Origin of the sequence: Microcoleus sp. D3_18_C4 (assembly GCF_036702355.1) — a bacterium.
In the GTDB taxonomy this organism is placed as follows: Bacteria; Cyanobacteriota; Cyanobacteriia; order Cyanobacteriales; family Microcoleaceae; genus Microcoleus.
This window is the reverse complement of record NZ_JAUBTF010000088.1, coordinates 1-22,734: the sequence shown is the minus strand read 5'-3', so window position 1 is coordinate 22,734 and position 22,734 is coordinate 1. Positions and strand designations below refer to the sequence as shown.

Below are 22,734 nucleotides of genomic sequence, written 5' to 3'. Positions count from 1 at the left end.
AGTTAGGAGTTGGGATTCAATTAAATCTCAGCAAAACTTTTCATTATATCATAAAATTATTTTGCAAGAGATCTAATAATTTATTTTTATCGGCAGCTTCGATGCCACAAATACAAGCTTTTTCAAAATCGCTAGGATTCAATTTTTTCATAGCTTCTTTGAATCCTATTTCTGCCAGTTTAGCTATTGCTGGTGCTAGCTTTCCTAATAGTCCGATTTCAAATGTCATGGTAAATTTAATAAATATTTGTGTTTAATATATTTTATACTGGTATTATTATTAATTCCAGTGTTATTAAAAATTTTATTGTGTGGTGGGCATCTGAACGCTCTAAGAGATCCTTGCTTACGCTCAGGAGGACAGAATTCCCTGACAGTGCGTAAGTCCTAAATGTTGTTGCTGCAATAATTTCAGTAACAGGCAAGATGCCTGTTCCACAAGAGATTAATGTTTTTATGGCCTAAATTTTAGCAACAGGCAAGATGCCTGTTCCACAAGAGATTAATGTTTTTGTTGGATTTATTTCAGCAACAGGCAAGATGCCTGTTCCACAAGAGATTAATGTTTTTGTGGGGTGGGCATCTTGCCCGCCCCGATCGCCCTTATTGAAAATGCTGTAACATCTCAGGTCAGATTAACCCTAGTTTGAAACAGGCCGCGGCACTTCATAAGTCAAAAAGTCATAGGCCATTTTCGTATTCGGAAAAATAGCCTGCGCTTCCTTGAGCAAATCATCCAGGACGATCGCATTTCCCGGAGCGTAACGCGGGCTAAAATGCGTCATAATTAGCTGTTTAGCCCCAGCAATCAAAGCCACTTGAGCAGCCATTGTTGAAGTTGAATGCAGGCGATCGAAGGCCATTTGAGCATCTTGATGAGCAAAAGTAGCTTCATGAACCAACAAATCAGCATCCTTTGCCAATTCGACGGCCCCCTCACAAAAAACCGTGTCAGTACAATAAACAAACTTGCGCCCGATTTGATCCGGGCCGCAAAAATCAGTACCTTTAAACTGTCGCCCGTCCTCTAACTTTACCGTCTTTCCTTGTTTTAATTGACCGTAAAGCGGGCCGGAAGGAATACCCACAGCCTTTGCTTTTTCTACGTCAAAATGTCCCGGACGGTCTTTCTCAGTTACTCGATAACCAAAAGCAGTAACTCGGTGCTTCAAAGGACCACAACTAACAATATATTCGTCATCTTCATAGATGACTCCCTCGTGAATTTTGTGTACCTTAACCGGGTAAGAAAAATGAGTTTGAGAATAACGAACGCCAGCTTGCAAATATTCTTCAAGTCCCGGCGGCCCGTAAAGATCGATGCGCTTGACATTCCCGGCCAAACCGCAGCTAGCCAGCAAACCCATTAAGCCGAAAATATGGTCGCCGTGCAGGTGAGTGATGAAAATGCGGCTTAGTTGGCTGACTTTTAGGTCGCTGCGGAGAAACTGGTGCTGAGTTCCTTCGCCGCAGTCAAACAGCCAGAGTTCCGCTCGCTGGGGCAAGCGGAGGGCGATGCTGGAAACGTTGCGCGATCGCGTGGGTACGCCGGAGCTAGTTCCGAGAAATGTAATCTGCAAGAGTCAAATCACCTCAATTAAATCTTAAAAAATATGTTACATATATCCAGAGTGCGACAAATCCGACATATAGGAAATAGTCGCAGGCAGGAACCGGGATAAATCGCTGTTCCTGCGAACATCTCTTCGCTAAAATCATTTTTGACAAGCGCACAGAGCGATCCACCCAATTCTAACGTTTTGTTTCTTCCGTTCCCCTTCCTTTTTCCCTTGCCTTCCCTTCCCTTAAAAATTCTTAAAGTCATACAGCACAGGAGGAAAATTTTCAAATGCAGTCAGGAGTATTTTTTGGTTCCGTTTTTTCGACATTAAAAAAACGCTACTTTTGGATTTCGTTGTTGTTTTGGCTGGCAATGGTAGCCCCAGCACAGGCCGCGCTGATCTTGCGAGTGGCGGTACAAGACGGGGCAAGTCAGGTAAAAGTCGGCAGTTCTACTAAGGCTGCAATCCGCGACGGTAGCGGGCGCAATTTGGGCGAACTGCCCGCAAACAGTTCTCAGTCAGCTCAATTTCGATCGGGAACAGTGGCAATTGGTCGCTGGGCCGCCAACCAAGTTTGGATCGAGCCGACGGGAAATGGTTATGTTTGGATTGGCGATCGTTGGTATCGGGGACGCACGCTTCTAGTTCCCCAAAAAGGAGGCTTGACTGCCATCAACTACGTCGATATCGAACAATATCTCTACAGCGTTCTCGGCGCCGAAATGAGTGGCAATTGGCCTCAAGAGGCTTTGAAAGCCCAAGCAGTCGCCGCCCGTTCCTACGCTATCCACCAGCGAATGAAAAGCGAAACCGACCTTTACGACGTGGACAGCACTCAGTATTCCCAGGTTTACAAAGGATTGCAAACAGAATCTTCTGGCACTTATTCCGCAGTCGATGCAACCGCTGGTCAAGTTCTGGCCTACAACGGTCAGATAATTTTAGCCGCTTTCCACTCTGCGTCTGGGGGACATACTGAAAATGTCGAGGATGTTTGGACAGAACCTCTGCCTTACCTGCGTGCTGTTCCTGACTTCGACCAAGGGGCGCCGGTTTACCAATGGAAAGAAAATTTTTCTCGCGCTCAAATCAGCAGTAAGATTTCTGGCGTGGGCAATGTGATCTCGATGAAGCCAGAACGCACTACCGCTCACGGCAGCGTTTTGAGGATGAAAGTAGTTGGAGATGGCGGTTCTAGGGTCATGACTGGCGCAGATTTACGCCGGGTTTTAAATTTGAGGAGTACGCGGTTTACCGTGATTCCTCAGTATGCCGGCGGTGGGAACCCAAGGAACAGCGGCCAAGCTCCTACGGGTTTTCAAGTTGCTGGCAAAGGTTTCGGCCATGCTGTAGGAATGAGTCAGTGGGGGGCCTACAATTTGGCTAGACAAGGATACGGCTACCAGCAGATTTTGTTGCACTATTACCGAGGTGCTACTTTGGCTAGAATTGCAGTCCAGTAACTGCTGGGAATTGGGAATTGGGAATTGGGAATTGGGAATTGGGCCGAAAAGCATTGGTAATTGGTAATTGGGAATTGGACCGAAAAGCATCATCGCCGAAAAGCATTGGTTATTAGAGCCAACAACAAATAACCAATAACTACTAACTACTGCCAACTGCCAACTGCCAACTGCCAACTGCCAACTGCCAACTAACTACATTAAGGATTGCTATGCAAAAGTGGGAGTATTTATTTGTGGATGCGAATATGTATCCTTTTGGAAACAAGCTGATTAGTTTATATGTAAACGGTGAAGAACAGCGAGATTGGAAACAAGGCTCGCTGCATCTATTTGTCAATCATTTGGGGGATGAGGGATGGGAACTTGTGGCTCTGGATCACGACTCGAAGTATGACCAAAATTGTTTGATTTTTAAACGCCCTAAGCTTATTTAATAAAACTCGGAGTATAAAAAATTATGACCTCAATAAAAATTGACATCTTTCACCCTTCTTAGCAACGGGCTAGAAGCCCGTTCCACACACAACAAAGATATTTTATTGTGCAACAGGCATCTTGCCGGGTATTGAAATGGCTGCAGGATTTTAGTTCAACGCAACTTAACAACAAACAACTGTTTTTTGTCATTATTACAAGTTGTCTGAGCGATCGATCCGGCGCTGCCATTCGGCATCTATTTTAGCTGACTGTTCTAGTTCTTGTTGGGTTAGTTCTGTTTCTGTTGTATAAGCTAAGTCTTCTCCTGTCAGAACGTTTTCTGCTGCAAATTCCTGGGCGTAGGCCAGTTTTTTGAGCAAGTTGGCATCGGGTTCGTTTAATAACATTGCTCGCTGCTGACGCTCTTGATTGCGGGATTCTATCCGGCTATTTTTCCACTGAATCCAGAAGTAGCGAATTAAAGGAATTGCGAGAAATCCGACGCCGTAAATCAGGATCATGGGATAGACAGCGCTGACAAAACCGATAAATCCACCGACGAGCAAATTATTAGTTAATAGATTCCCCAAAACTAACGCACCGACAAGATTGACGGCTCCTAACCCTGCTGCCAGCATGATTTGGCCGGAACTGGCGTTGCTGAAACGCCACAGCATTTCTCGCAAATAAGCTGCTACTGGTTGAGGATTTTTCTGAACGGCTGTGGTTTGCAATTGCGGAAAATGGTAAATTATTTGCCCTTCGGGACTGACTTCGGGGCGGCCGTCAAAACGGGCGAGAGCCGGTAACATATATTCTTCGTATTCTCGGGCGTATCCTTGTCCGAGATTGTCTAGATATGGAGCAATTTGTTCGGCGGCGACGGCGCCTCGGTTGTTGCGAATTGCGGCGGCAATATCGCTCCATTTGCGCTCTTCTAGATTGTTATTGGGGTTGCCGTCTCCAAAGAGAAAGGAGAAAACTGCTTCTAGAAAACTCATCTGGGGTTTTTGGCCCGTTAAGCGCGATCGCTGCTGGTAGTATGGTTGGTCATGGTTCCAGTAAAATATCCAGATTAAGTCGTTCCAGAAGTAGGGAAAAAAGGAAAAGCCGCCACCTCTGCCGCCCCCGCCGCCACCTTCTCCTCCTCCCCCGTTATTGTTATCGCCGCTGGAGAGTAAAATTGTGATAGCAACAAAAATTAAGAGGATAGAAGCTACCAGCACTATGCCGAAAGATATCCGAATCAGATAAAATAAAATGCGCCAGATCTTTTGCCACCATTCCTGCAACTGCAAGCGCCAGAATTTGTTTCGCAAAATATCTCGAAAGTTTTTGGGAAATAGGTAGGCAATGTCGCCGGATTCTGCTACTTGCAGGTTGCCGCCTGCTTCGGAGGCGAGGGTTAACAGTTCTCGCTGGGCAAAATTGACATCTAATCCAGCTTTTGCTGCCACGTCTCCAACCGTAACGCGGTAGCCAAGTTGTTCGACGGCTTGCATAATGGTGGGATTCGGAGCCATAGGTTTCTCTCTGTGAAAATTACCCGGTTATTTTTATTATATATTGCGGGAATTAGAGCTGGTTTTGCCGATCGCGTTTCTGATTTTTTTTGAGGCTGCCCTTGACTTTGGGGCAAAATATTGCTAGTGTTTTGCCGAATAACTTTTAAGTATGGGCTAAACTCGGATAGCTTAATAAAACTTTGTGATGGAATTTCTCCTCGGCAGGCTATTTGGTTGTTTGCTCTGAGGGTCAAGGAGGGGGGATTATGGGTACAGTTAGTAAGGTACGGTGTGCGATCGCCCGTTGGCGGAGCCCTCGAGCCGGATCGCCTCTGCACCCTCCTGCAGAACTTTTTCCTTCGGCGCGGGTTTTTGTAAGTTTTGTGTAGAGTGCCAGAGATATGTTAAAGAAATCTAGTTTTTTTGCCAGTCTTGCAAGACTTATATAAAATAGATAGAGCTTGCGAGGGTGTTAAACCCAAGGGCGTGTTTTAAGGTTCGCACTTGCGATCGACTAAACTTTTTAGCGCCCTCAACACAACGGCCCACTACAACAGTGGCGCAATTATTAATAGGAAAACTTTACAGGCTAATTTTTCTGATTAGCCACTAACCAAACAATCGCATATGCCAAGAACTCAACGCAACGATAACTTTATTGACAAAAGTTTCACGGTAATGGCTGATATCATCCTCAAGATTATGCCGGCCAAAAAGCAGGCGAAGGAAGCTTTTGCTTATTACCGGGATGGTATGTCAGCTCAAGCAGATGGCGAATATGCTGAAGCGCTGGATAATTATCATGAAGCGCTGAAGCTGGAGGAAGATCCTTACGATCGCAGTTATGTCTTGTACAATATGGGGCTGATCCATACTAGCAACGGCGAACACGATAAAGCTTTGGAATATTACAGCGAGGCTTTGGATCTCAATCCGAGAATGCCACAAGCACTGAATAATATTGCTGTGATTTACCACTATCAAGGGGAAAAGGAAAAGGAAGCTGGCAATATTGAAGGGGCGGAAGGGCTGTTTGATAAAGCTGCAGATTATTGGAAGGAGGCTATTCGCTTGGCCCCGAACAATTACATTGAGGTACAAAATTGGCTGAAGACGACAGGTCGATCGCAAATTGATGTGTATTTTTAACTAGGATGGGCATGGGGCATAGTTAGTGGTTAATAGTTGGTAGTTAGTCGTTTCTCTAATAACAAATAACCAATTCCCTATGCCCAATTCCCCATTCCCAATTCCCCATTCCCAATTTCCCATTCCCAATTCCCCATTCCCAATTTTTATGATAGACAGAGAAGAAGTTCGGAAAGTAGCGAATTTAGCGAGATTGGAATTAACGCCGGAAGAAGAAGAGCAGTTTACTGGTCAACTTAACGGTATTTTGGATTATTTCGAGCAGTTGAGCGAACTAGATACGAGTAAGGTGCAGCCGACAACGCGGGCGATCGATGTTAGTAATGTAATGCGATCAGACGATTTGCAACCTTTTGCTAAGGGAGAAAGTATTTTGGAGGGAGCTCCCGATCGCGATGGAGAGTTTTTTAAAGTGCCTAAGATTATGTAGCGTTCCCCCTACGCACATAACTGAGGAAAATCTATGCAGGGGCGGGCTAGCAATGCCTACCCCAAGAGCAGATTAAATTAACTGTCAAACAGGTAATAAGTTAGTCCGGTAGAAGCCACCCCACAAGTCGATTAAACTGATAGAAGTCTAAAACAATCTCACTCATAGGGATAAATCTGTAAAGTTCATTCTTGGGGTGACAAATAGTCATGTATGTATTAATTGGTGGAGCAGGAATGATGGGGCTGGGTTTAGCCCAGCAGCTATTAACACTCGGTCATACGGTTGCAATCCTCGATGCCGACCCGCTTGCCTGTCGCTTTGCTCGTGAAAAAATCGGAGTGATGGCATTTGAAGGCAGTGCTGTGAGTACAACGGTTCTTCTGGAAGCGGGAATTAAACAAGCAAACGCAGTCGTTGCAGCACTCAGCGATGATGCACTGAATTTAGCGCTGATCACCCTATCCAGGAGCTATGGTATTTCTCATATTGTGGTGCGAATGCGCGATCGCGAATTCATGGAAGCCTATCGACTTGCGGGAGCCAGTCACATCATCAGCACTATTGATTTGGCAGTTGCATCAATGGCGAATGCGATTGAATATCCTCAAATCGAATCGATGATGCACTTTGAACAAGGACAAGTCGAGGTGCTAAAGCTGCCCGTTCCAGGCGATTGCAATGTGGCAGGTCGCACCGTTGCTCAAATTGCTCAAGACCCTGGTTTTCCAACAGGTTCGCTGATTATTGGTTATCAATGCCATGCCTGCGCCAATCTGGAGATTCCAAACGGCAATACTGTTCTAGAAGCAGGTTCTACCATCTTGGTCGTCACCCGTCCCGAGCTAGTTCACCAGATGATTGATTACCTCGGCATTCGGGCTAGTCATCTGCCAACGTTAGAAGTTTCTCATCCAAATCTTTGATGTAAGGATGAACCAGATCCTCTGGGACAATTCGCTTGCGGAGGGCATCGCTAACTGCTCCTTTTTCTGCTAGAAGCAATCGCCGTCGAATCGTATCTAGCCCGCTGCGATCGCCCTTTACTTGCCCGGCCCGATGTTGATTGTAGAGATCGCGCAGCACTCGCTCAGAGTGTGCTACTCGTGCTTGATATGATGCCCATAACTCTTCGTAAACTGCCTTCGGCAACACGCCAGATTTCAGCAAACTATCTAGCTCATCTTGAGCCGCTTTGGAAGCGATCAACTGAATCTGTAACTGCCCAGCTTCCTGCATTACATCAGAAACACGGCTAATTTTTAGTCGTTTTACTATCCACGGTAAACTTAATCCCTGTCCGACCAAAGAGAATAAAACTGCACCGAACACCAGGGCAATGATGTTATCCCGTCCTGGTAGGGTCAAGGGAATCGCAATAGCTAAGGCCATTGAGAGAGACCCTTTAATATTCCCTAAAACCAAAATGTGCTGCCAGCGTAGCGGAATGGGGCGATCAAACCAACGCAGCCCCGCTAATAACAAATAGACCGAGAGAATCCGTCCCAGTTGATAGGCTAGAATGACGAATAAAATGGATGGCAAAATTCTCCACAGCGTCAGCGGGTTAATTTCAATCCCAATCAGCAGGAAAATAAACGTATTGACGCCAAAACCAGCGTATTCCCAGAAACTCAGCAAGGTAATCCGATCCGAGGCAGACGAACTGCGAGGCAGCCCAAGGTTGCCAAAAACAAGTCCGGTGATGACCACCGCCACTGCGCCGGATACGCCTAAAAATTGTCCGATTTGGAAGGTTCCCAATGCTAGAGCGACGGTTAGCAAAAGGCTACTCAACGGATCGTTTAAGCGAACAAATATCGGCACGCTCAAGTAACCTAAAACACCCCCGACCACTGCCCCACCTAAGGCAACCACGAGCAGTTCCTTCAAGCCTTGTATAGGGGTGAGAGAGCCTGTCGCATAAATTACCAAAAGCAAATTAAATGAAATTAGAGCAGCCGCATCATTGAACAGAGTTTCTCCCTCAACAATGGTGGACAATCGAGAAGGCACACGGATCTCCTTAAAAACCGCGATCATCGAGACGGTATCAGTGTTTGCTAGAATGACTCCGATCAGCAACGCCGGAATCCAGTCTAGTCCTAGCCCAAATTTAACCAGAATAGCGATAATTGCTGAGGAAAAGATCGAGCCTGGACCCGCCAGCAGCGCGATCGGCTTAAAGGTACTGCGGAGACGGCTGATATCCGTATTGATAGATGCTTCAAAAATAAGAATGGGTAGAAAAAGATTTAATACTAAAGATGGGTCTAAACCAATTCGACGCGACAAAACCTCCGTAATCGGCAAGCCTGCTAACACTAAGCCCGTTACATAGGGAATTCGCAACCGTTGAGTTACGAGTGCCACAACAGTGGCAATCAGCAGGAGAATGATCAAGATGATGACCAATTCAGGAATGACTCCTGCCGTTTGGCTATTTGTAGCAGGCTCGCTGCCCAAGGGAGTTTGTTGCGCTACAATCGACTCTATCACCGATACTCCTCCCATAAACTCGTTTTCCTCAAAGAAATTAACAGATTAACTACCGTTTTAGTCTACAGGAGACGGTTCACTCTGTTGTAGGCGTAACTGCAATTTATGTGGTGTATTTGGATGAATGCTGAAGAAGCTGAAACGAGATTTATGGGTAGCCTCGGCGATCTGATCGTTTTTAAAGTGCAATTTTTTTGGTAGATATGGATGATTTCCAAACCCTTACAGGATGCTAATTGCTCTTAATTGTGCTGGTTTTTAATTTTTTTTAACAGTCTCTTCTGAAGTGTTGCCGACCCGATCGCGGTTGCCGAATCGGCGGGTACTGGAAGTTGTCGATCCGTATGTCAGGAGTAAGAGAGCGATCGCCCAAAATCATCGACCGTCAAATTTTTAAGTGGTTTTAGACGTTCTGTTTTGCGGGACTAAATTCCTCGAAGGTAATCCTCCTTTCTGACCTTGAATTTAGGTAGCATCACAGACACGCCACGTCAGAATCTCCCAACGTTTAAGGACAGGTTCAGCAATCACGATCTCATTTTCTCTTGCCTCCATGACGATCAAATAATCTCCCTGGTTAAATCTGCCGTTGTAAATTCTTGCTTGTTCTTCTGGCACCAACCATCCTTGAAGTGCGCCATATAGACCGCCAGCAGTTGCAGCAATCCCACTTCCAACGAAAGTTGCTAAAAGGCTTTCCACCGCTAATGCCTGACCAATACCGGGAATTAGCAGGCTGCTGAGTCCAACAATTAACGCTAATGAACCTAGTCCTATGCTGCCTAAGATCGCGCCTACTTGTGCACCTGTTGCTCTTGTGATTAAAATTTGCTGCACTCCCAAAGAGTCCAAATCATCATGGTCAGAAGGTTTAGCAATCACTGAAATCTTGTGCATGGGGAAGCCCCGGCTTTTTAGCTCAACTAGCGCCTGCTCTGCGTTTCGATGATTAGTAAATAGGCCGCTAGCACGTTTGAGGTTTTGGTAATTCATGAGAAATATTTCATATTCAACGCTACAAAGTTGGTAAATAGTGTGTAAAGTTGCTGGCAATAGCCGTATCACAAAAACCACTTAGTTCAGAGGTGCAAAACGCTTTAGCAAAGCTGACAAAGGAATCATTGGCAGTCCGAATCCGATACAAATTAAGCCTTGGATTGGGTTCAAAGCTTCAGTGTTGAATAACTGATTCATAATGCCCCATTGGCTAAACAGGAATTGGAGAATGAAAATAGCCGCAATGCCGATCGCTACAGCATAGCCAACTGATTCATCTTTACCGCGTAGTTTGGCGACGATCGCCGGAACGAAGCGACTGATGCTTAATAGGTAAAAAGCTTCGGCTGCAACCAATGCTTGAATTGCCATCGTCCGGGCTAGAGCTTCATTACCTGTGGTTTGGACGATCCATTCAAACATCCCAAAGATCACAATCCAGTTAAATACCGAAACTGTCAGAATCCGAGCGGTCAGCCTGCGAGACAGAAGCGGTTCATTGGCAGGTCGAGGCGGCTGTTGCATGACATTGGGAGAGGGTGGCTCAAATGCCAACGGTAAGCTCAACGCAACTGAACTGACCATATTCAGCCAGAGAATTTGTACTGGCAAAATGGGTAGTGGGGTTGCTAGAAGTACGGCAATCAAGATGGTCATGGACTCTCCACCATTCACGGGCAGGATGAAGGCGATCGCCCGCAGCAGATTCTTATAAACCGTGCGTCCTTCCTCAACTGCTTTCTCGATCGAAGCAAAGTTGTCGTTTGTCAACAGCATATCCGCTGCTTCTTTTGTAACTTCGGTGCCTGTAATACCCATCGCTATCCCAATGTCAGCTTGCTTCAGGGCGGGAGCATCGTTAACTCCATCTCCAGTCATCGCCACAATCTCGCCCTTAGACTGAAGTGCTTCGACAATGCGGAGCTTTTGCTCTGGTGCGACACGAGCAAACACGCAGCTTTGTTCAACTGCATTGGCGAATTGCTGCTGGTTCATTTGAGCGAGTTCTTGACCGGTAAAAACGGGAGCCTCTTGGGTTTGATTTAGTCCCATTTGGTGCGCGATCGCTGCTGCTGTTTTGGCATGATCGCCCGTAATCATCTTGACCTGAATTCCCGCAGACCGACAGGCTTGAATCGCTTGAATCGCTTCGGGGCGAGGCGGGTCGATCATGCCTTGCAGACCCACAAAAGTTAACCCTTGCTCAATATCAGAATGCTCAATGGAAGATTGAGAAGCGGGTACAACTTTCTTGGCAAGTGCCAGAACTCGTAACCCTTTTTTCGCCATTCTGTCCACTGTTTGCTCGATCGGCACTGGGTTGAGGGATCTCGCCTCTCCCTCTTCATCAAGCATCTGGCGACACCGCTGGAGAATTGCCTCAATTGAACCCTTGACATAAATCAACCGTTCTGGACGATCGTCATGTAAGGTTGCCATGTATTGAAACTGAGATTCAAACGGCAGTGTATCGAGCCGGGAAAGCGATTCTTCCAGTTTCTCAGTAATTAACCCCGCTTTTTGGGCTACCGCAACCAGCGCCCCTTCCGTTGGACTACCGACTACAGTCCAGTTTCCATCTTGCACTTCTAGATGCGAATCGTTGCACAACAGTCCTGCTTGCAGGCATTCATATAAGGCAGGCGCGTTCATCAAGTCAACGGAATGTCCGTTTACAGAAATTTCCCCGTCTGGTGCATATCCTCCACCGCTAACCCGATATCGCTTTCCACCGGCATCAATCTCCTGAACAGTCATTTGATTCTCAGTCAAGGTTCCGGTTTTGTCGGAACAAATCACGGTGGTGCTGCCAAGTGTCTCAATTGCCGGAAGTTTGCGAATAATGGCGTGCTGCTTTGCCATCCGGGAAACCCCGATCGCCAGTGTCACCGTTAAAATCGCGGGTAAGCCTTCAGGAATTGCGCTGACGGCAAGCGCCACAGATGCCTTGAACACCTCAACCCAAGAAAATCTCTGGGCAATGCCTGCAGCAAAGGTGAAGGCAGCCAAACCTAAAATGACATAGAGCAAGGTTTTGCTAAATTTATCAATTTTGCGACTCAGTGGGGTTTCCAGTGTGGTACTTTGCTGCATGAGTTGGGAGATGTGTCCGGTCTCGGTCATGTCACCAATGCTGACGACGAGTCCGCGTCCCTGTCCAAACGTTACCAGGCTTCCGGTATACGCCATGTTCGTGCGATCTGCCAGTGCAGCGTCTGCCTCTAGCGCCTGGGATTGCTTCTGGACCGGGACAGATTCTCCCGTTAACGCTGACTCATCAACTTGTAAGTCGCGGACTTCGATCAGCCGTAGATCCGCAGACACTTTATCCCCAGAAGACAGCAAGACGAGATCGCCAGGAACCAGTTCACTGGATGAAACTACTTGCTTTTGACCGTGGCGGAGAATGGTTGCCTCAGTTGCAACAGATTTTGCTAAAGCGGCGATCGCATTCTCTGCCTTTGACTCTTGAACGAAACCAATGGTGGCATTCGTCAGAGCAACCCCAAAAATTACCCCTGAATCAATCCACTCTTTCAGAAATGCTGTTACTATCCCAGCAGCTAACAAAATGTAGATTAGTGGCTGATTCAGTTGCTGAAAAAATCGCAACCAGGCACTTTGCTGCTTCTGAGCCGTTAGTTGATTGGGGCCGAGGATCTCGCGCCGCTCCGCTGACACCTCAGAAGATAGACCTATTTCCAGGTCAGTCTCTAAAATCCGAGCCACTTTCTCGACAGAGAGGTGATGCCAAGAGTGTTCTACTAATTTTTCTACATTCGTTGCAGTCATAACGTTTCTTGTCAAGCCAACTGCTTATTTATGATTTCGTCTTGTTTCTAGCGTCATTGATGAAAGTGAGGGAAAAATGAGAGACTGATTTTTGTTACTCACATTTGGATCACATTTGCTCCCTATACTTAGGCAGAGAACCGATTAAGATAACTTATAGGCTTGCCAACCTTAGTTCACGGGATTTGATTTATTGTTGCCTTTTATTAATAAAGTTGTAAAAAGCATTACTTTTGATAGATGAACTATCGTACATTTACTTGTTAAGTTGAAAGGCTAAAAGACTTCATCCTGAGTTTTATCGGCAAAATTGCGTTTCACTACCAACAAAACAAACAAAGAATATGCAATTATTAAAGCTATTTGTGCAAGGAATCAGCGTCAGCACAGTTGCAATTTTGGGTTTAGGTGCTTGCACCTCCCCCAATACTTCACAGACAACTGTTCCATCTACTTCTGCTCCCACAACTGCCACTGGAAATACGACTGTTCCAACCCCTGCTGCGCCTGCAACCACGACCGCACAGACGGCTGAAAATCAAGACATTGACGATATTGCCGATCGCGTAGAAGAGGCCTTGGACTCCGATGGCACCCTCAAGCAATTCGATTTGGACGCAGACGATCGGGATAATTCGATTGTGTTAACAGGGCGCGTTCAAACGGCAGAACAAAAAGCCTTGGCAGAACAAATTGCTCGGCAAGCTGCAGCAAATGTTTCCATCAATAACGAAATCGTCACTCAGTAGTTCTTAATCCTCAAGCAGCAAGAGTATTGGACGCTTCTTGTCGCTTGAGGAATTGCTCGATCGCAGCGAGGAAACCTACAAATTTAACAACCTTATTTGACTGGATGCGATCGCAATATTGAAACAATAAACTTATTCAACGATCTCGTAACGGACTAACTGGCGCACATTTTGACGCGATAACTGTAGTTCTTGCGCGATCGCTGCCTCTATATGGGTTGCGTCAGTCATTGGCAATTCTAATTCCAATTGCTTCAAAATGGGTTCTGCTGTTTCTACCGCAACCTGGGTGGTTCCTTGTTTTCGGTTAATCACCGCGTTGATCAGCAATATATTGACAGACACCGTTGCTTTAAGCTGGGTATCTGCCTGAAGTTTATTCTTTACTATCTGGGGTTGTTGTAATTCTTGAGCCATTAGGAAACTGGAACCAACCCAAAACGCGATCGCCACAAACGGCAATGGCAACCAAAACTCTGCGCCTGATGCTTTTAGCCAACGTCTAATCATCCGCTATTCTTTCCCATCCATTCTGAGGCTAATACTATCTATTGGCACTTTAATACAACTGGATATATCCTAAAATCTAGCTTAAAGAAGATGCGCGAATTACCTCAAACTCTAATAATTCTTAAAACTGCAAGCTGCGAAGGAGGCGAGCCTAGATATGAGAGTTTTGCTGGTGGAGGACGATCCAAAGCAACTGATGCCACTTCAAACAGTGCTGTCTCAAGCAGGACATAGCGTGGATGGGGTAAAAGATGGACAGACGGCCCAGTGGCTGTTATCAGAAAAAGAATATGATTTGTTGATTTTGGACTGGATGTTGCCACATATCAGTGGGGTAAATCTCTGTCGTCAATATCGAGCAGCAGGGAAAACAGCGCCGATTTTGATGATCACGGCAAGAGATACCACGCCAGAAAAAGTAACCGGCTTAGACGCAGGTGCAGATGATTACCTGGTGAAACCGATCGATTTGGTTGAATTTATGGCACGAGTGCGGGCATTAAGACGACGATCGCCCCTTTGGCAAGGAGATACGCTCAGCCTTGAGGATCTACAACTCCACCTCGATACTCTGACTGTTGAGCGACAAGGTGCAACTGTTTCCCTCTCCAGTCGCGAGTTTCAGTTGTTGGAGTATTTTATGCGTCATCCTCGACAGGTTTTGACTCGGAATCAGATTGAACAAGCTGTGTGGGAATGGGGGACTGAACCAGAGAGCAATGCAATTACGGTTCTAATTCGCAAACTCCGCCAACGCTTGCAGACTGTAGGATCGGCAGACTGGATTGAGAGCATTTACGGTATGGGTTATCGCCTCACTTCCCCTGAAAAGTAACGATCGTGAAGGCAAGTCATGTTTAATCAAAGTCGTCGCAATCTGGCTCGTTGGTTCACCCTCTCCATGGGAAGCATTCTCGTGCTGTTTGCAGGGGTGATTTACCAGATTGAGGTAAAAGATAAACTAGAAGCCCTTGACCGACTGCTCTATGACAAGACTAGAGTCATGGCTGCCAGCGTACATTATGAAGTTCGCAAAAACCAGAGCCAGGTCGATCTGAGTCATGTCTCCTTGTTAGGCAGTGGGTCTCATCCGCTTGCAGAAGATCTGATTTATGTACGCTGGTATAACGCACAAAGGCGGTTAGTTCGTTTTTTTGGGACTCCTTGTTCAGAGCAGTTAAATACGCCCTTTGGTTATCTCACAGTTCGATCGACCGATCCACTTTTGGGAAAAGGAATCTGGCTGCGTCAGGTGACATTACCCGTTGAAGGTAGAACAGGGGTACTCGGTTATCTTCAGGTTGCAACTCCCCTGACAGAAACTCAAAACAGGCTCACTGAGCTTCAGATTGTGCTAACTCTCGCTGTCCCGCTGACACTGGGCTTAATTGCCCTCACAGGTTGGTTTCTCAGTGGGCTGGCTATGCAACCGATTCGGCAAGCCTATCAGCAGCTTCAGCGCTTTACAGCCGATGCCTCTCACGAGTTGCGATCGCCCCTCTCTGCCATCCTCACCAATGCCCAGCTTGGGTTAATGATTGCGACTGATGACTCGCGCTACCACCCCCCCTTGGAAAACATTGTAGACAGTGCGAAATCAATGGGACTGCTGGTGAATAATTTGCTGCTGTTAGCTCGGCATCAGGGGCGACTAGCGCCGGAATCGCTCAGGTTAATCAATCTCAACGAGTTCCTCAGCAATTTAGCAACCCAGTTTCTCGCACTTGCAGAAGTCCAAAATATCAAACTAACCTGCGAATTACCGGCACAACGGATTGAATTGTTGGCCGATCCTGATTTGCTACGGCAAGTAGTCGAAAACTTGCTTTACAATGCCTGTAAATATACCCCCGTTGGCGGAACTATACAAATACGCCTAGTTCTTCATTCCAATTTGGCAGTCATTCAGATAATCGATACGGGAATCGGTATTCCAGAAGCGGACTTACCCTATATTTTTGATCGCTTCTATCGAGTAGACACCGATCGCTCGCAGGAGAGTGGAGGCTTTGGGCTGGGGTTAGCGATCGTCGAACAAATTGTCAAGGCACACAGCGGACAAATACAGGTGACGAGTGAAGTGGGCAAAGGCTCAACGTTCCAGGTTGAACTGCCGCTCAAACTTTATCACTAAGCCGCCTCAAACGAGAGAGAAGGTGCACTCTGCTTCCTGCTTTAGACGTAACTGCAATGTATGTGGTGTATTTGGATGAATGCCGATGAAGTTTAAACATGATTTCTGGGTTGGTTGGGCGCTAGGGGCGATCGTCCTGAGTTCTTGTTCAGACCAAACTACCTCACCAAGACAACAACTTGATACAAAACGTGAAACCTCACTGAGAGCAGTCCCGTTAGATCAAACAAAAGTTGTGATGGGACAAACCGTATATGTCCCTATTTACTCACATATTTATCACTACAATAGCCAGGATAATGTGATGAATTTGTCCGCGACGCTCAGTATCCGCAATACGGATCTGACAAATTCAATTATTATCACTTCGGTGCGTTACTACGATAATGATGGGAAATTGATTAGGCAGGACATTAAGAGTCCAGTAGAACTGAAGCCGCTTGCTTCCACAGACTTTTTCATTGCAGCAGATGATACAAGTGGAGGCTCAGGTGCAAACTTTATTGTGGAGTGGGTTGCAGAAAAAACGGTTTATGATCCTGTCATTGAAGCTGTCATGATTAGTACCTCTTCTTCTCAGGGTATTTCATTTATCAGTCCCGCTAAAGTTCTCAAGCAACACAAGATGCAGAAGTAATTTTAGAGGATTAAATTATTGCTTTACAAGGTAGTTTTAGACTACCATAAGGGGCGCCATCTCATATTTGTAAAAACACTTCTTCTGGCTTCTTCCTTTTTTATTGTGACTTTTTTCTCCAGCCTCCTGACTCCTAACTCCAATTTCTAGCTTGGCTGCAAAAGTGAGATGCTCCGATTTTTAATTTTTAACTTTGTACATCACTATAATTATTTTAGAATAAAACGATAGCATTACTGTGCATGGCTACCCAACTTTTTTCTGTTAAGATTAGAGAGCTTGAGGGTGAATACTAAAAATATAAATGAGGACTTAGGGTATGCAAAAGCGACAATTGGGGACATCACAAATTCAGATTACCCCGATCATTATGGGGACTTGGCAAGCTGGGAAGCGGATGTGGGTGGGAATTGAGGATGCTGAAACTGTCAAAGCAATGCGCGCGGCTTTTGAGGCAGGTATTACCACATTTGATACGGCTGAGGTTTATGGAGAAGGGCATTCGGAACAAATTATCGGTCAAGCACTTTCAGATGTGCGATCGCAAGTAGTTTATGCTAGCAAAGTTTTCGCCAACCACCTGAAACCCGATTTGTTAATCGAAGCCTGTGATAGATCACTAAAAAACCTCAACACCGATTATATCGACTTTTACCAAATCCACTGGCCTGCTGGCACTTGGAATTCCGAGTTAGTGCCAATTGCAGACACAATGGACGCCCTGAACAAGTTAAAAGAACAGGGAAAAATTCGGGCGATCGGCGTTTCCAACTTCTCCCGCGCCCAAATAGAAGAAGCCGCCCAATACGGACGCATCGACAGCTTGCAACCGCCCTATTCTCTGTTTTGGCGCTGGGTAGAAAAAGAGGCGATGTCCTATTGTGTGGACAATCATATCTCCATCATTGCCTATTCATCTCTAGCTCAAGGAATATTGACAGGTAAATTCGGGCCAGAACACAAGTTTGAAGAAGGCGACCACCGCGCCAAAAATAAGCTGTTCATCAAAGAAAATTATGACCGAGTGCAAACAGCATTAAATCAACTCAGGCCAATTGCCGATCGCCACCAGATAAGCTTGGGCAACTTAGCTTTAGCTTGGTTGATTTCCCAGCCACAAACAAATGCAATTGTCGGCGCGCGCGACGGGGAACAAGCAGCCGAAAATGCTAAAGCTGCTGAGGTAAAATTGAGTGAAGAGGAATTAAAAGAGATTGATGCGATCGGGCGAACAGTCACCGATCATTTAGACGATAACCCCGTTATGTGGAACTTCTAAAACAGAACTGACGCAACTGGCATATATAGTAAGGTACTCCGGAACTCACGCCCAGATCACCATTCTCGCTTAACTGGCTCGAAGCCCGTTCCACAAAGAGTGAATTTCTTGTGGAATGGGCTTCTAGCCCGTTCCTAAAAAGCTAATGAGGTATAATATCTACTGCGCTGTGGAAATATTCAAAAAGTTAAAATCAAAAATCCGCAATCTAAAATCGAATGAGTTACTGCCTAAATCCCAACTGTTCCAAGCCACAAAACCCTCCCGCAGCCAAAATTTGCCGAAATTGCCGTTCAAAACTGCTGTTGCGCGATCGCTACCGGGCTATAAAGGCGATCGGACAAGGCGGTTTTGGCAGAACATTCCTCGCCGTTGACGAAGACAAACCCTCAAAACCTCGCTGCGTTATCAAGCAATTTTTACTCACAGAAACCCCACTCATCCCATCAGCAAGTAATCGCAACAGCAAAAAAGCAGCCGAACTTTTTGAACAAGAAGCAATGCGATTAGACGAATTGGGCAAACACCCTCAAATTCCAGAACTCTTAGCCTATTCCATCCAAGACGGCCGACAATATGTAGTCCAAGAATTTATCGACGGGCAAAATTTAGCACAACTTGTAGAAACAGAAGGCAGATTTAGCGAAAATCAAATTCAAGACTTACTCAATAGCTTATTACCCGTCCTTCACTTCATCCATTCCCACAACGTTATTCACCGAGACATCAAACCCGGAAATATCATCCGTCGCGCCGACAAACAATTAGTTTTAGTAGACTTTGGCGCCGCAAAAATTGCCACAGGTACAGCTTTACTCAAAACAGGAACCAGCATCGGCAGCCCCGAATACATCGCCCCCGAACAAGCTAGAGGCAAAGCATTTTTTACCAGCGATTTGTACAGTTTAGGCGTAGCTTGTTTGTATTTGCTAACTCAAGTTAGCCCTTTTGACCTCTTCGATCCTGGTGAAGATGTCTGGATATGGCGGCAGTATTTGGCCAACAACCCCGTGAGTGAACAACTCGGAAAAATTTTAGACAAAATGATTGAAAATGCTACCAACCGCCGCTATCAAACGGCTGTTGAAGTATTAAAAGAAATTAATCCCCAAGTTGCGATCGATCTAGCAATTCCTCAAACAAATTCCAAGTTAGTTAAACCCGGAAAAACTCCCGCCCAGCCCCAACAGCAAACCTATAACTGGCAAGGTCTTCACACCCTCACAGGTCACAAAAACTTAATTTACTCCGTGGCTTTCAGTCCCAACGGAGAAGTTGTAGCCAGCGGCAGCGATGACAAAACAATCAAGCTGTGGGGAGTTGAAGACGGGCAAGAAATTGTCACCCTCACAGGACACGCTAACTCGGTTTATACAGTAGCTTTTAGCCCGGACGGACAGATGCTAGCCAGCAGCAGCCACGACAAAACTGTCAAACTTTGGCGGATGAAAGATGGACAAGAAATCCGCACCCTGATCGGTCACAGTAACTCAGTTTACGGCACAGCTTTCAGTCCCGATGGCGAAATTATTGCTAGCAGCAGTTGGGACAGAACAATCAAGATTTGGCGAGTCAAAGACGGGCAAGAAATTCGCACGCTTGCGGGTCACATCAATTTAGTTTATTTTGTCACTTTTAGCCCGGATGGGGAAACTCTTGCTAGCTGCAGTTGGGACAGAACAGTCAAAATTTGGCGAGTCAAAGATGGGAAGGTAATTCGCACGCTTACAGGTCATACAGACTCCGTTCGCTGCATAGCTTTTAGTCCAAATGGAGAGTTTTTGGCGAGCGGCAGCCATGACAATACTATTAAGATTTGGTGGGTCAAAGATTGGCAAGAAGTTTTAACTATCACAGGACATTCTTGGTATGTTGATTCTATTGCTTTTAGTCCCGATGGCGAGATTCTGGCTAGCAGCAGCAATCAAACTATCAAGATTTGGCGAGTGAAAGACGGTCAAGAAATTTGTAATATTTCGGGTCATACTAACTCGGTTTACTCTGTTAATTTTAGTCCGGAAGGAGAGTTTTTGGCTAGCGGCAGCAGTGACAAAAGTATTAAGATTTGGCAGAACACCATGTTTGTTTGATTAACCACAATCAAAATTGTTTGTAATCCTTGGGCGGGGGCAGGTTTATGAGAATTGGTGGTTTTAGGCAATTATTGTTGGTGGTGAAGCTGCCCCTACAGGAAGTACGATCGATTCACCGGACACGATATGATTCAACCGTTCTCCCTTTCAATTTTCCGTCGCAACTCTCGAATTATTGCACTTGTATGGCGCTCGCGCGACACTTGCCAGCATTCCTCCACAATTTCTGATACATTAAAATTGGATAAATAACGGCTAACTGAACTTTCGACATATCGATCGTTTTGCAAGTCGTAAATTATGAGCTTATTTTTCTTAAATAGCCACAGTTCCGGCACTTGATAAGGCAAGTAATCATCTAAATCCGTGTAGCTAGTTACGTCTACTTCAATTACTAGATCGGGTGGCGGTTCAACACCCCAAGCAATCCGATATTTACCAATAATTGCCACACAATTATCGATATAAAAACAATAATCAGGTTCAATTCCTCTTTCTTCCGGCCAATCCATGGTAATTGGTGTAAACGCTTCATAATCTCGCCCCAAATAATCTAGCAAAACCATTGCCACCATTGCAATAATATGAGCTTGTTTTCCGTGTACTGGTAAAGGGGACATTAATAAAATCTCTCCTGGTCGATATTTGATGCGCGGAATCTGACGATCGCCCAATTGTTCTACAAGTGCTTGGTAATCCTGCCAACTACCTGGCAACCTCACAACTGTTCCTGGTGGCAACTGAATTTTTTCTGGCGTGACGACTGCGAACATAAAATTTATACCTCCTGACTGAGGATGTGTGTTTTAAACAACTAAAAGATATTTATCAATCTATCTGCTTCACTACCTCCAAGGCTAACCCTACCACTTCTGCAATTTGCTCATCCTTCAATCCCAACTGTCGTAATTTACCAATCATTTCAATTTTAACTTGATTCGTGCTTTCCTGGAAGTCGGGAGTCGGAGGCTGACTTTTGTCTGGGGTAGGACTGGGTTTTTATGAGCAGGTCTTGATATAGTTAATGGTGTTGCTATTACCATCAATATTATTACTATTATTTAAAGCAATCTTTATAGTGGATTGCCGTTTTAGGACAGATTTAAGATTACCTTTATCAACTGATTCGCCAAAAACATCAGATAACATTTGCAAAAGCTCGTAACCTACATCCTTAGCATGACCCGCCGTACAACCGTAAGTATCTGCAAGATCAGAATACTTTTGTCGCTTCAGTATTCCCTCGATAATTTTACGCTGCAAGTCATTGAGATGTTTGCCTGTATTAGCGCTGAGCACTTCATCTACAAATTGCAAGATATGGGCAGTGTCCATCAGTAGGGGGGTCGGAGAACTATCGTTAGTATACCCGACTTTATCCGTCTTTATCCGCCTTTATCCGCCTTGCATCGCAATTTTAGAAATTCGCGTCTTTATCCGTCTTTTTTCGCTTTGCAGTTTTGGGTGATCGGTCTATAAATGAATAGATGCTAATGTTTAGGTGACAAGATGAATAAATTACTGAAATTTACAATGTGCCTTGCTGCGGCTACCTTACCCCAAGTTTTTACTCTTGGATTTATTAATGATGCTCAAGCTCTAGTTAACCGCTCAGATTTGAATGGCTTACTACTCGCGCATCCTAGTAATGGTAAAGTCTACTGGATTGATGAAGGAAAACGACGGTGGATTGCAGGTCCTAAAGTTTTCGCCCTCTTGTTTCCTGGAAGGCAGGTTCAGCAATATATAGATGTCGAGCTGATTGAGGAAGCATCATCATTAACAATGGAAAATAGAATTGTTCTTTGTAAAGAGAACGGTCATCGTTTAAATAACAAAGTGTATCTTTTGGATCAAGGTACTAAACGCTGGGTTGCAGGTCCAAAAGCTTTTGAACGTAACTTTGTTCTAAAAGCGGTAACACCTATATCTTGTCCGGCTTTGGTGAGCATCCCAGACGGTAGACCTATCCAATAGGTCGCCCACCTTTATGGAAGTTCTAACTGTGAAGACGCTATTGCTCACTAGAGGGAGCGCACTTCCTCACCGAATCATCTCCTCAGCAGACAACAGGAGATGAGTGGTAAAGTTCAGACTCAATCCGACTGACAGGGCGATCGGGTGTGGTTTTTGATTGGGAACGTATTGTTTGACACTTAAATTGTTAAGTATGAAGAAGATAAAGGCTCAACTTCCTGGAACCGTTTTTCTAGGGTTACTAATTACAGGTTCATTATTTCAATCTTCTGGGGCTTTGGCTCAACAAATAGCAAAAATGAGATTTGTTTGGGATTTTACACCCGTAGGCGGTGCTGTCTACTTCAACATCTGCACCGATCCTGAATTCAACGTCAACGAGCGTACAGGAGGATGTGCAAATATTAATGTTCTGAACTCAAATGTAACACAGAATAAAGATAGAACACGGTTAGTAACTGATACAGCAAATTCCATGTAAATGTGGTACACTACATTCAGTACATCAGCAGAAAAAATGAAAGCTTATTCGATCGAG

Annotated in this window: 22 protein-coding genes; 13 read left to right on the top strand and 9 right to left on the bottom strand. The window is 45.4% G+C overall.

Features of this window, described 5'->3' with window-relative positions:
* Positions 1-43: 43 nt before the first annotated feature.
* Both QUA90_RS27800 and QUA90_RS27795 read right to left on the bottom strand, forming a co-directional pair.
* Positions 44-229 carry a hypothetical protein gene (locus tag QUA90_RS27800; RefSeq protein WP_333448510.1) on the bottom strand — a complete coding sequence of 62 codons (186 nt, stop codon included), beginning with the start codon at positions 227-229 and terminating at the stop codon, positions 44-46.
* Between the two features lie 412 nt (positions 230-641).
* The gene (locus QUA90_RS27795; RefSeq protein ID WP_333331992.1) at positions 642-1,580 is read right to left on the bottom strand and encodes a ribonuclease Z; all 939 of its coding nucleotides are present in this window, start codon (positions 1,578-1,580) and stop codon (positions 642-644) included.
* A gap of 269 nt (positions 1,581-1,849) precedes the next feature.
* On the opposite strand from QUA90_RS27795, the gene QUA90_RS27790 reads away from it, so the two are divergent.
* Together QUA90_RS27790 and QUA90_RS27785 are read left to right on the top strand one after the other, a co-directional pair.
* Positions 1,850-3,025, top strand: coding sequence for a SpoIID/LytB domain-containing protein (locus QUA90_RS27790; RefSeq protein ID WP_333448509.1), 1,176 nt, complete (start codon positions 1,850-1,852; stop codon positions 3,023-3,025).
* Between the two features lie 212 nt (positions 3,026-3,237).
* Positions 3,238-3,462: a hypothetical protein gene (locus QUA90_RS27785; protein ID WP_333331997.1), complete on the top strand. Its 225-nt coding sequence runs from the start codon at positions 3,238-3,240 to the stop codon at positions 3,460-3,462.
* A 195-nt stretch (positions 3,463-3,657) separates the two neighbouring features.
* On the opposite strand, the gene QUA90_RS27780 is transcribed toward QUA90_RS27785, so the two are convergent.
* Entirely contained in the window at positions 3,658-4,968 is a 1,311-nt protein-coding gene (locus QUA90_RS27780) for a hypothetical protein (RefSeq protein WP_333448508.1), read from the bottom strand.
* 609 nt (positions 4,969-5,577) lie between these two features.
* On the opposite strand from QUA90_RS27780, the gene QUA90_RS27775 reads away from it, so the two are divergent.
* The 3 genes from QUA90_RS27775 (at position 5,578) to QUA90_RS27765 (ending at position 7,455) form a co-directional block, all read left to right on the top strand.
* On the top strand, positions 5,578-6,099 hold the full coding sequence (locus QUA90_RS27775; protein ID WP_333039118.1) for a photosystem I assembly protein Ycf3: 522 nt from the start codon (positions 5,578-5,580) through the stop codon (positions 6,097-6,099).
* A gap of 148 nt (positions 6,100-6,247) precedes the next feature.
* A complete protein-coding gene (gene gatC, locus QUA90_RS27770; protein WP_006635952.1) occupies positions 6,248-6,529 on the top strand; it encodes an Asp-tRNA(Asn)/Glu-tRNA(Gln) amidotransferase subunit GatC in 282 nt (93 codons plus the stop codon).
* Between the two features lie 209 nt (positions 6,530-6,738).
* Positions 6,739-7,455, top strand: a complete 717-nt coding sequence (locus QUA90_RS27765) for a TrkA family potassium uptake protein (RefSeq protein WP_333448507.1) — start codon at positions 6,739-6,741, stop codon at positions 7,453-7,455.
* Here the strand turns inward: QUA90_RS27765 and QUA90_RS27760 are convergent.
* The 3 genes from QUA90_RS27760 to QUA90_RS27750 form a co-directional block, all read right to left on the bottom strand.
* Positions 7,412-9,043, bottom strand: a complete 1,632-nt coding sequence (locus QUA90_RS27760) for a sodium:proton antiporter (protein ID WP_333448506.1) — start codon at positions 9,041-9,043, stop codon at positions 7,412-7,414. The genes QUA90_RS27765 and QUA90_RS27760 overlap by 44 nt on opposite strands.
* A 450-nt stretch (positions 9,044-9,493) precedes the next feature.
* Entirely contained in the window at positions 9,494-10,021 is a 528-nt protein-coding gene (locus QUA90_RS27755; RefSeq protein WP_333387079.1) for a hypothetical protein, read from the bottom strand.
* Positions 10,022-10,102: 81 nt separating this feature from the next.
* Positions 10,103-12,817 (bottom strand): cation-transporting P-type ATPase, encoded by a 2,715-nt coding sequence (locus tag QUA90_RS27750; protein WP_333448505.1) that lies wholly within the window; start codon positions 12,815-12,817, stop codon positions 10,103-10,105.
* A 344-nt stretch (positions 12,818-13,161) separates the two neighbouring features.
* On the opposite strand from QUA90_RS27750, the gene QUA90_RS27745 reads away from it, so the two are divergent.
* The gene (locus tag QUA90_RS27745; RefSeq protein ID WP_333448504.1) at positions 13,162-13,566 is read left to right on the top strand and encodes a BON domain-containing protein; all 405 of its coding nucleotides are present in this window, start codon (positions 13,162-13,164) and stop codon (positions 13,564-13,566) included.
* Positions 13,567-13,698: 132 nt separating this feature from the next.
* Here QUA90_RS27745 and QUA90_RS27740 read toward each other — a convergent pair whose 3' ends face one another.
* A complete protein-coding gene (locus QUA90_RS27740; RefSeq protein WP_333448503.1) occupies positions 13,699-14,076 on the bottom strand; it encodes a hypothetical protein in 378 nt (125 codons plus the stop codon).
* Positions 14,077-14,233: 157 nt separating this feature from the next.
* Between QUA90_RS27740 and rppA the strand changes: the two genes are divergently transcribed.
* From rppA to QUA90_RS27715, 5 genes are all read left to right on the top strand, one after another.
* Entirely contained in the window at positions 14,234-14,911 is a 678-nt protein-coding gene (rppA, locus tag QUA90_RS27735) for a two-component system response regulator RppA (protein WP_333332022.1), read from the top strand.
* Between the two features lie 18 nt (positions 14,912-14,929).
* Positions 14,930-16,210, top strand: a complete 1,281-nt coding sequence (locus tag QUA90_RS27730; RefSeq protein ID WP_333448502.1) for a HAMP domain-containing sensor histidine kinase — start codon at positions 14,930-14,932, stop codon at positions 16,208-16,210.
* Between the two features lie 85 nt (positions 16,211-16,295).
* Positions 16,296-16,847, top strand: a complete 552-nt coding sequence (locus QUA90_RS27725; protein WP_333085830.1) for a DUF3124 domain-containing protein — start codon at positions 16,296-16,298, stop codon at positions 16,845-16,847.
* A gap of 319 nt (positions 16,848-17,166) precedes the next feature.
* Positions 17,167-18,126 (top strand): aldo/keto reductase, encoded by a 960-nt coding sequence (locus tag QUA90_RS27720; RefSeq protein ID WP_333448501.1) that lies wholly within the window; start codon positions 17,167-17,169, stop codon positions 18,124-18,126.
* Positions 18,127-18,344: 218 nt separating this feature from the next.
* Complete coding sequence (locus QUA90_RS27715) at positions 18,345-20,216, top strand: serine/threonine-protein kinase (protein ID WP_333448500.1); 1,872 nt, start codon at positions 18,345-18,347, stop codon at positions 20,214-20,216.
* 134 nt (positions 20,217-20,350) lie between these two features.
* Here QUA90_RS27715 and QUA90_RS27710 read toward each other — a convergent pair whose 3' ends face one another.
* The gene (locus QUA90_RS27710) at positions 20,351-20,992 is read right to left on the bottom strand and encodes a Uma2 family endonuclease (protein WP_333448499.1); all 642 of its coding nucleotides are present in this window, start codon (positions 20,990-20,992) and stop codon (positions 20,351-20,353) included.
* 226 nt (positions 20,993-21,218) lie between these two features.
* Complete coding sequence (locus tag QUA90_RS27705; protein ID WP_333332653.1) at positions 21,219-21,554, bottom strand: hypothetical protein; 336 nt, start codon at positions 21,552-21,554, stop codon at positions 21,219-21,221.
* 174 nt (positions 21,555-21,728) lie between these two features.
* Between QUA90_RS27705 and QUA90_RS27700 the strand changes: the two genes are divergently transcribed.
* Together QUA90_RS27700 and QUA90_RS27695 are read left to right on the top strand one after the other, a co-directional pair.
* Positions 21,729-22,196: a hypothetical protein gene (locus QUA90_RS27700; RefSeq protein WP_333332656.1), complete on the top strand. Its 468-nt coding sequence runs from the start codon at positions 21,729-21,731 to the stop codon at positions 22,194-22,196.
* 193 nt (positions 22,197-22,389) lie between these two features.
* On the top strand, positions 22,390-22,677 hold the full coding sequence (locus QUA90_RS27695; protein WP_333448498.1) for a hypothetical protein: 288 nt from the start codon (positions 22,390-22,392) through the stop codon (positions 22,675-22,677).
* Positions 22,678-22,734 lie beyond the last annotated feature (57 nt).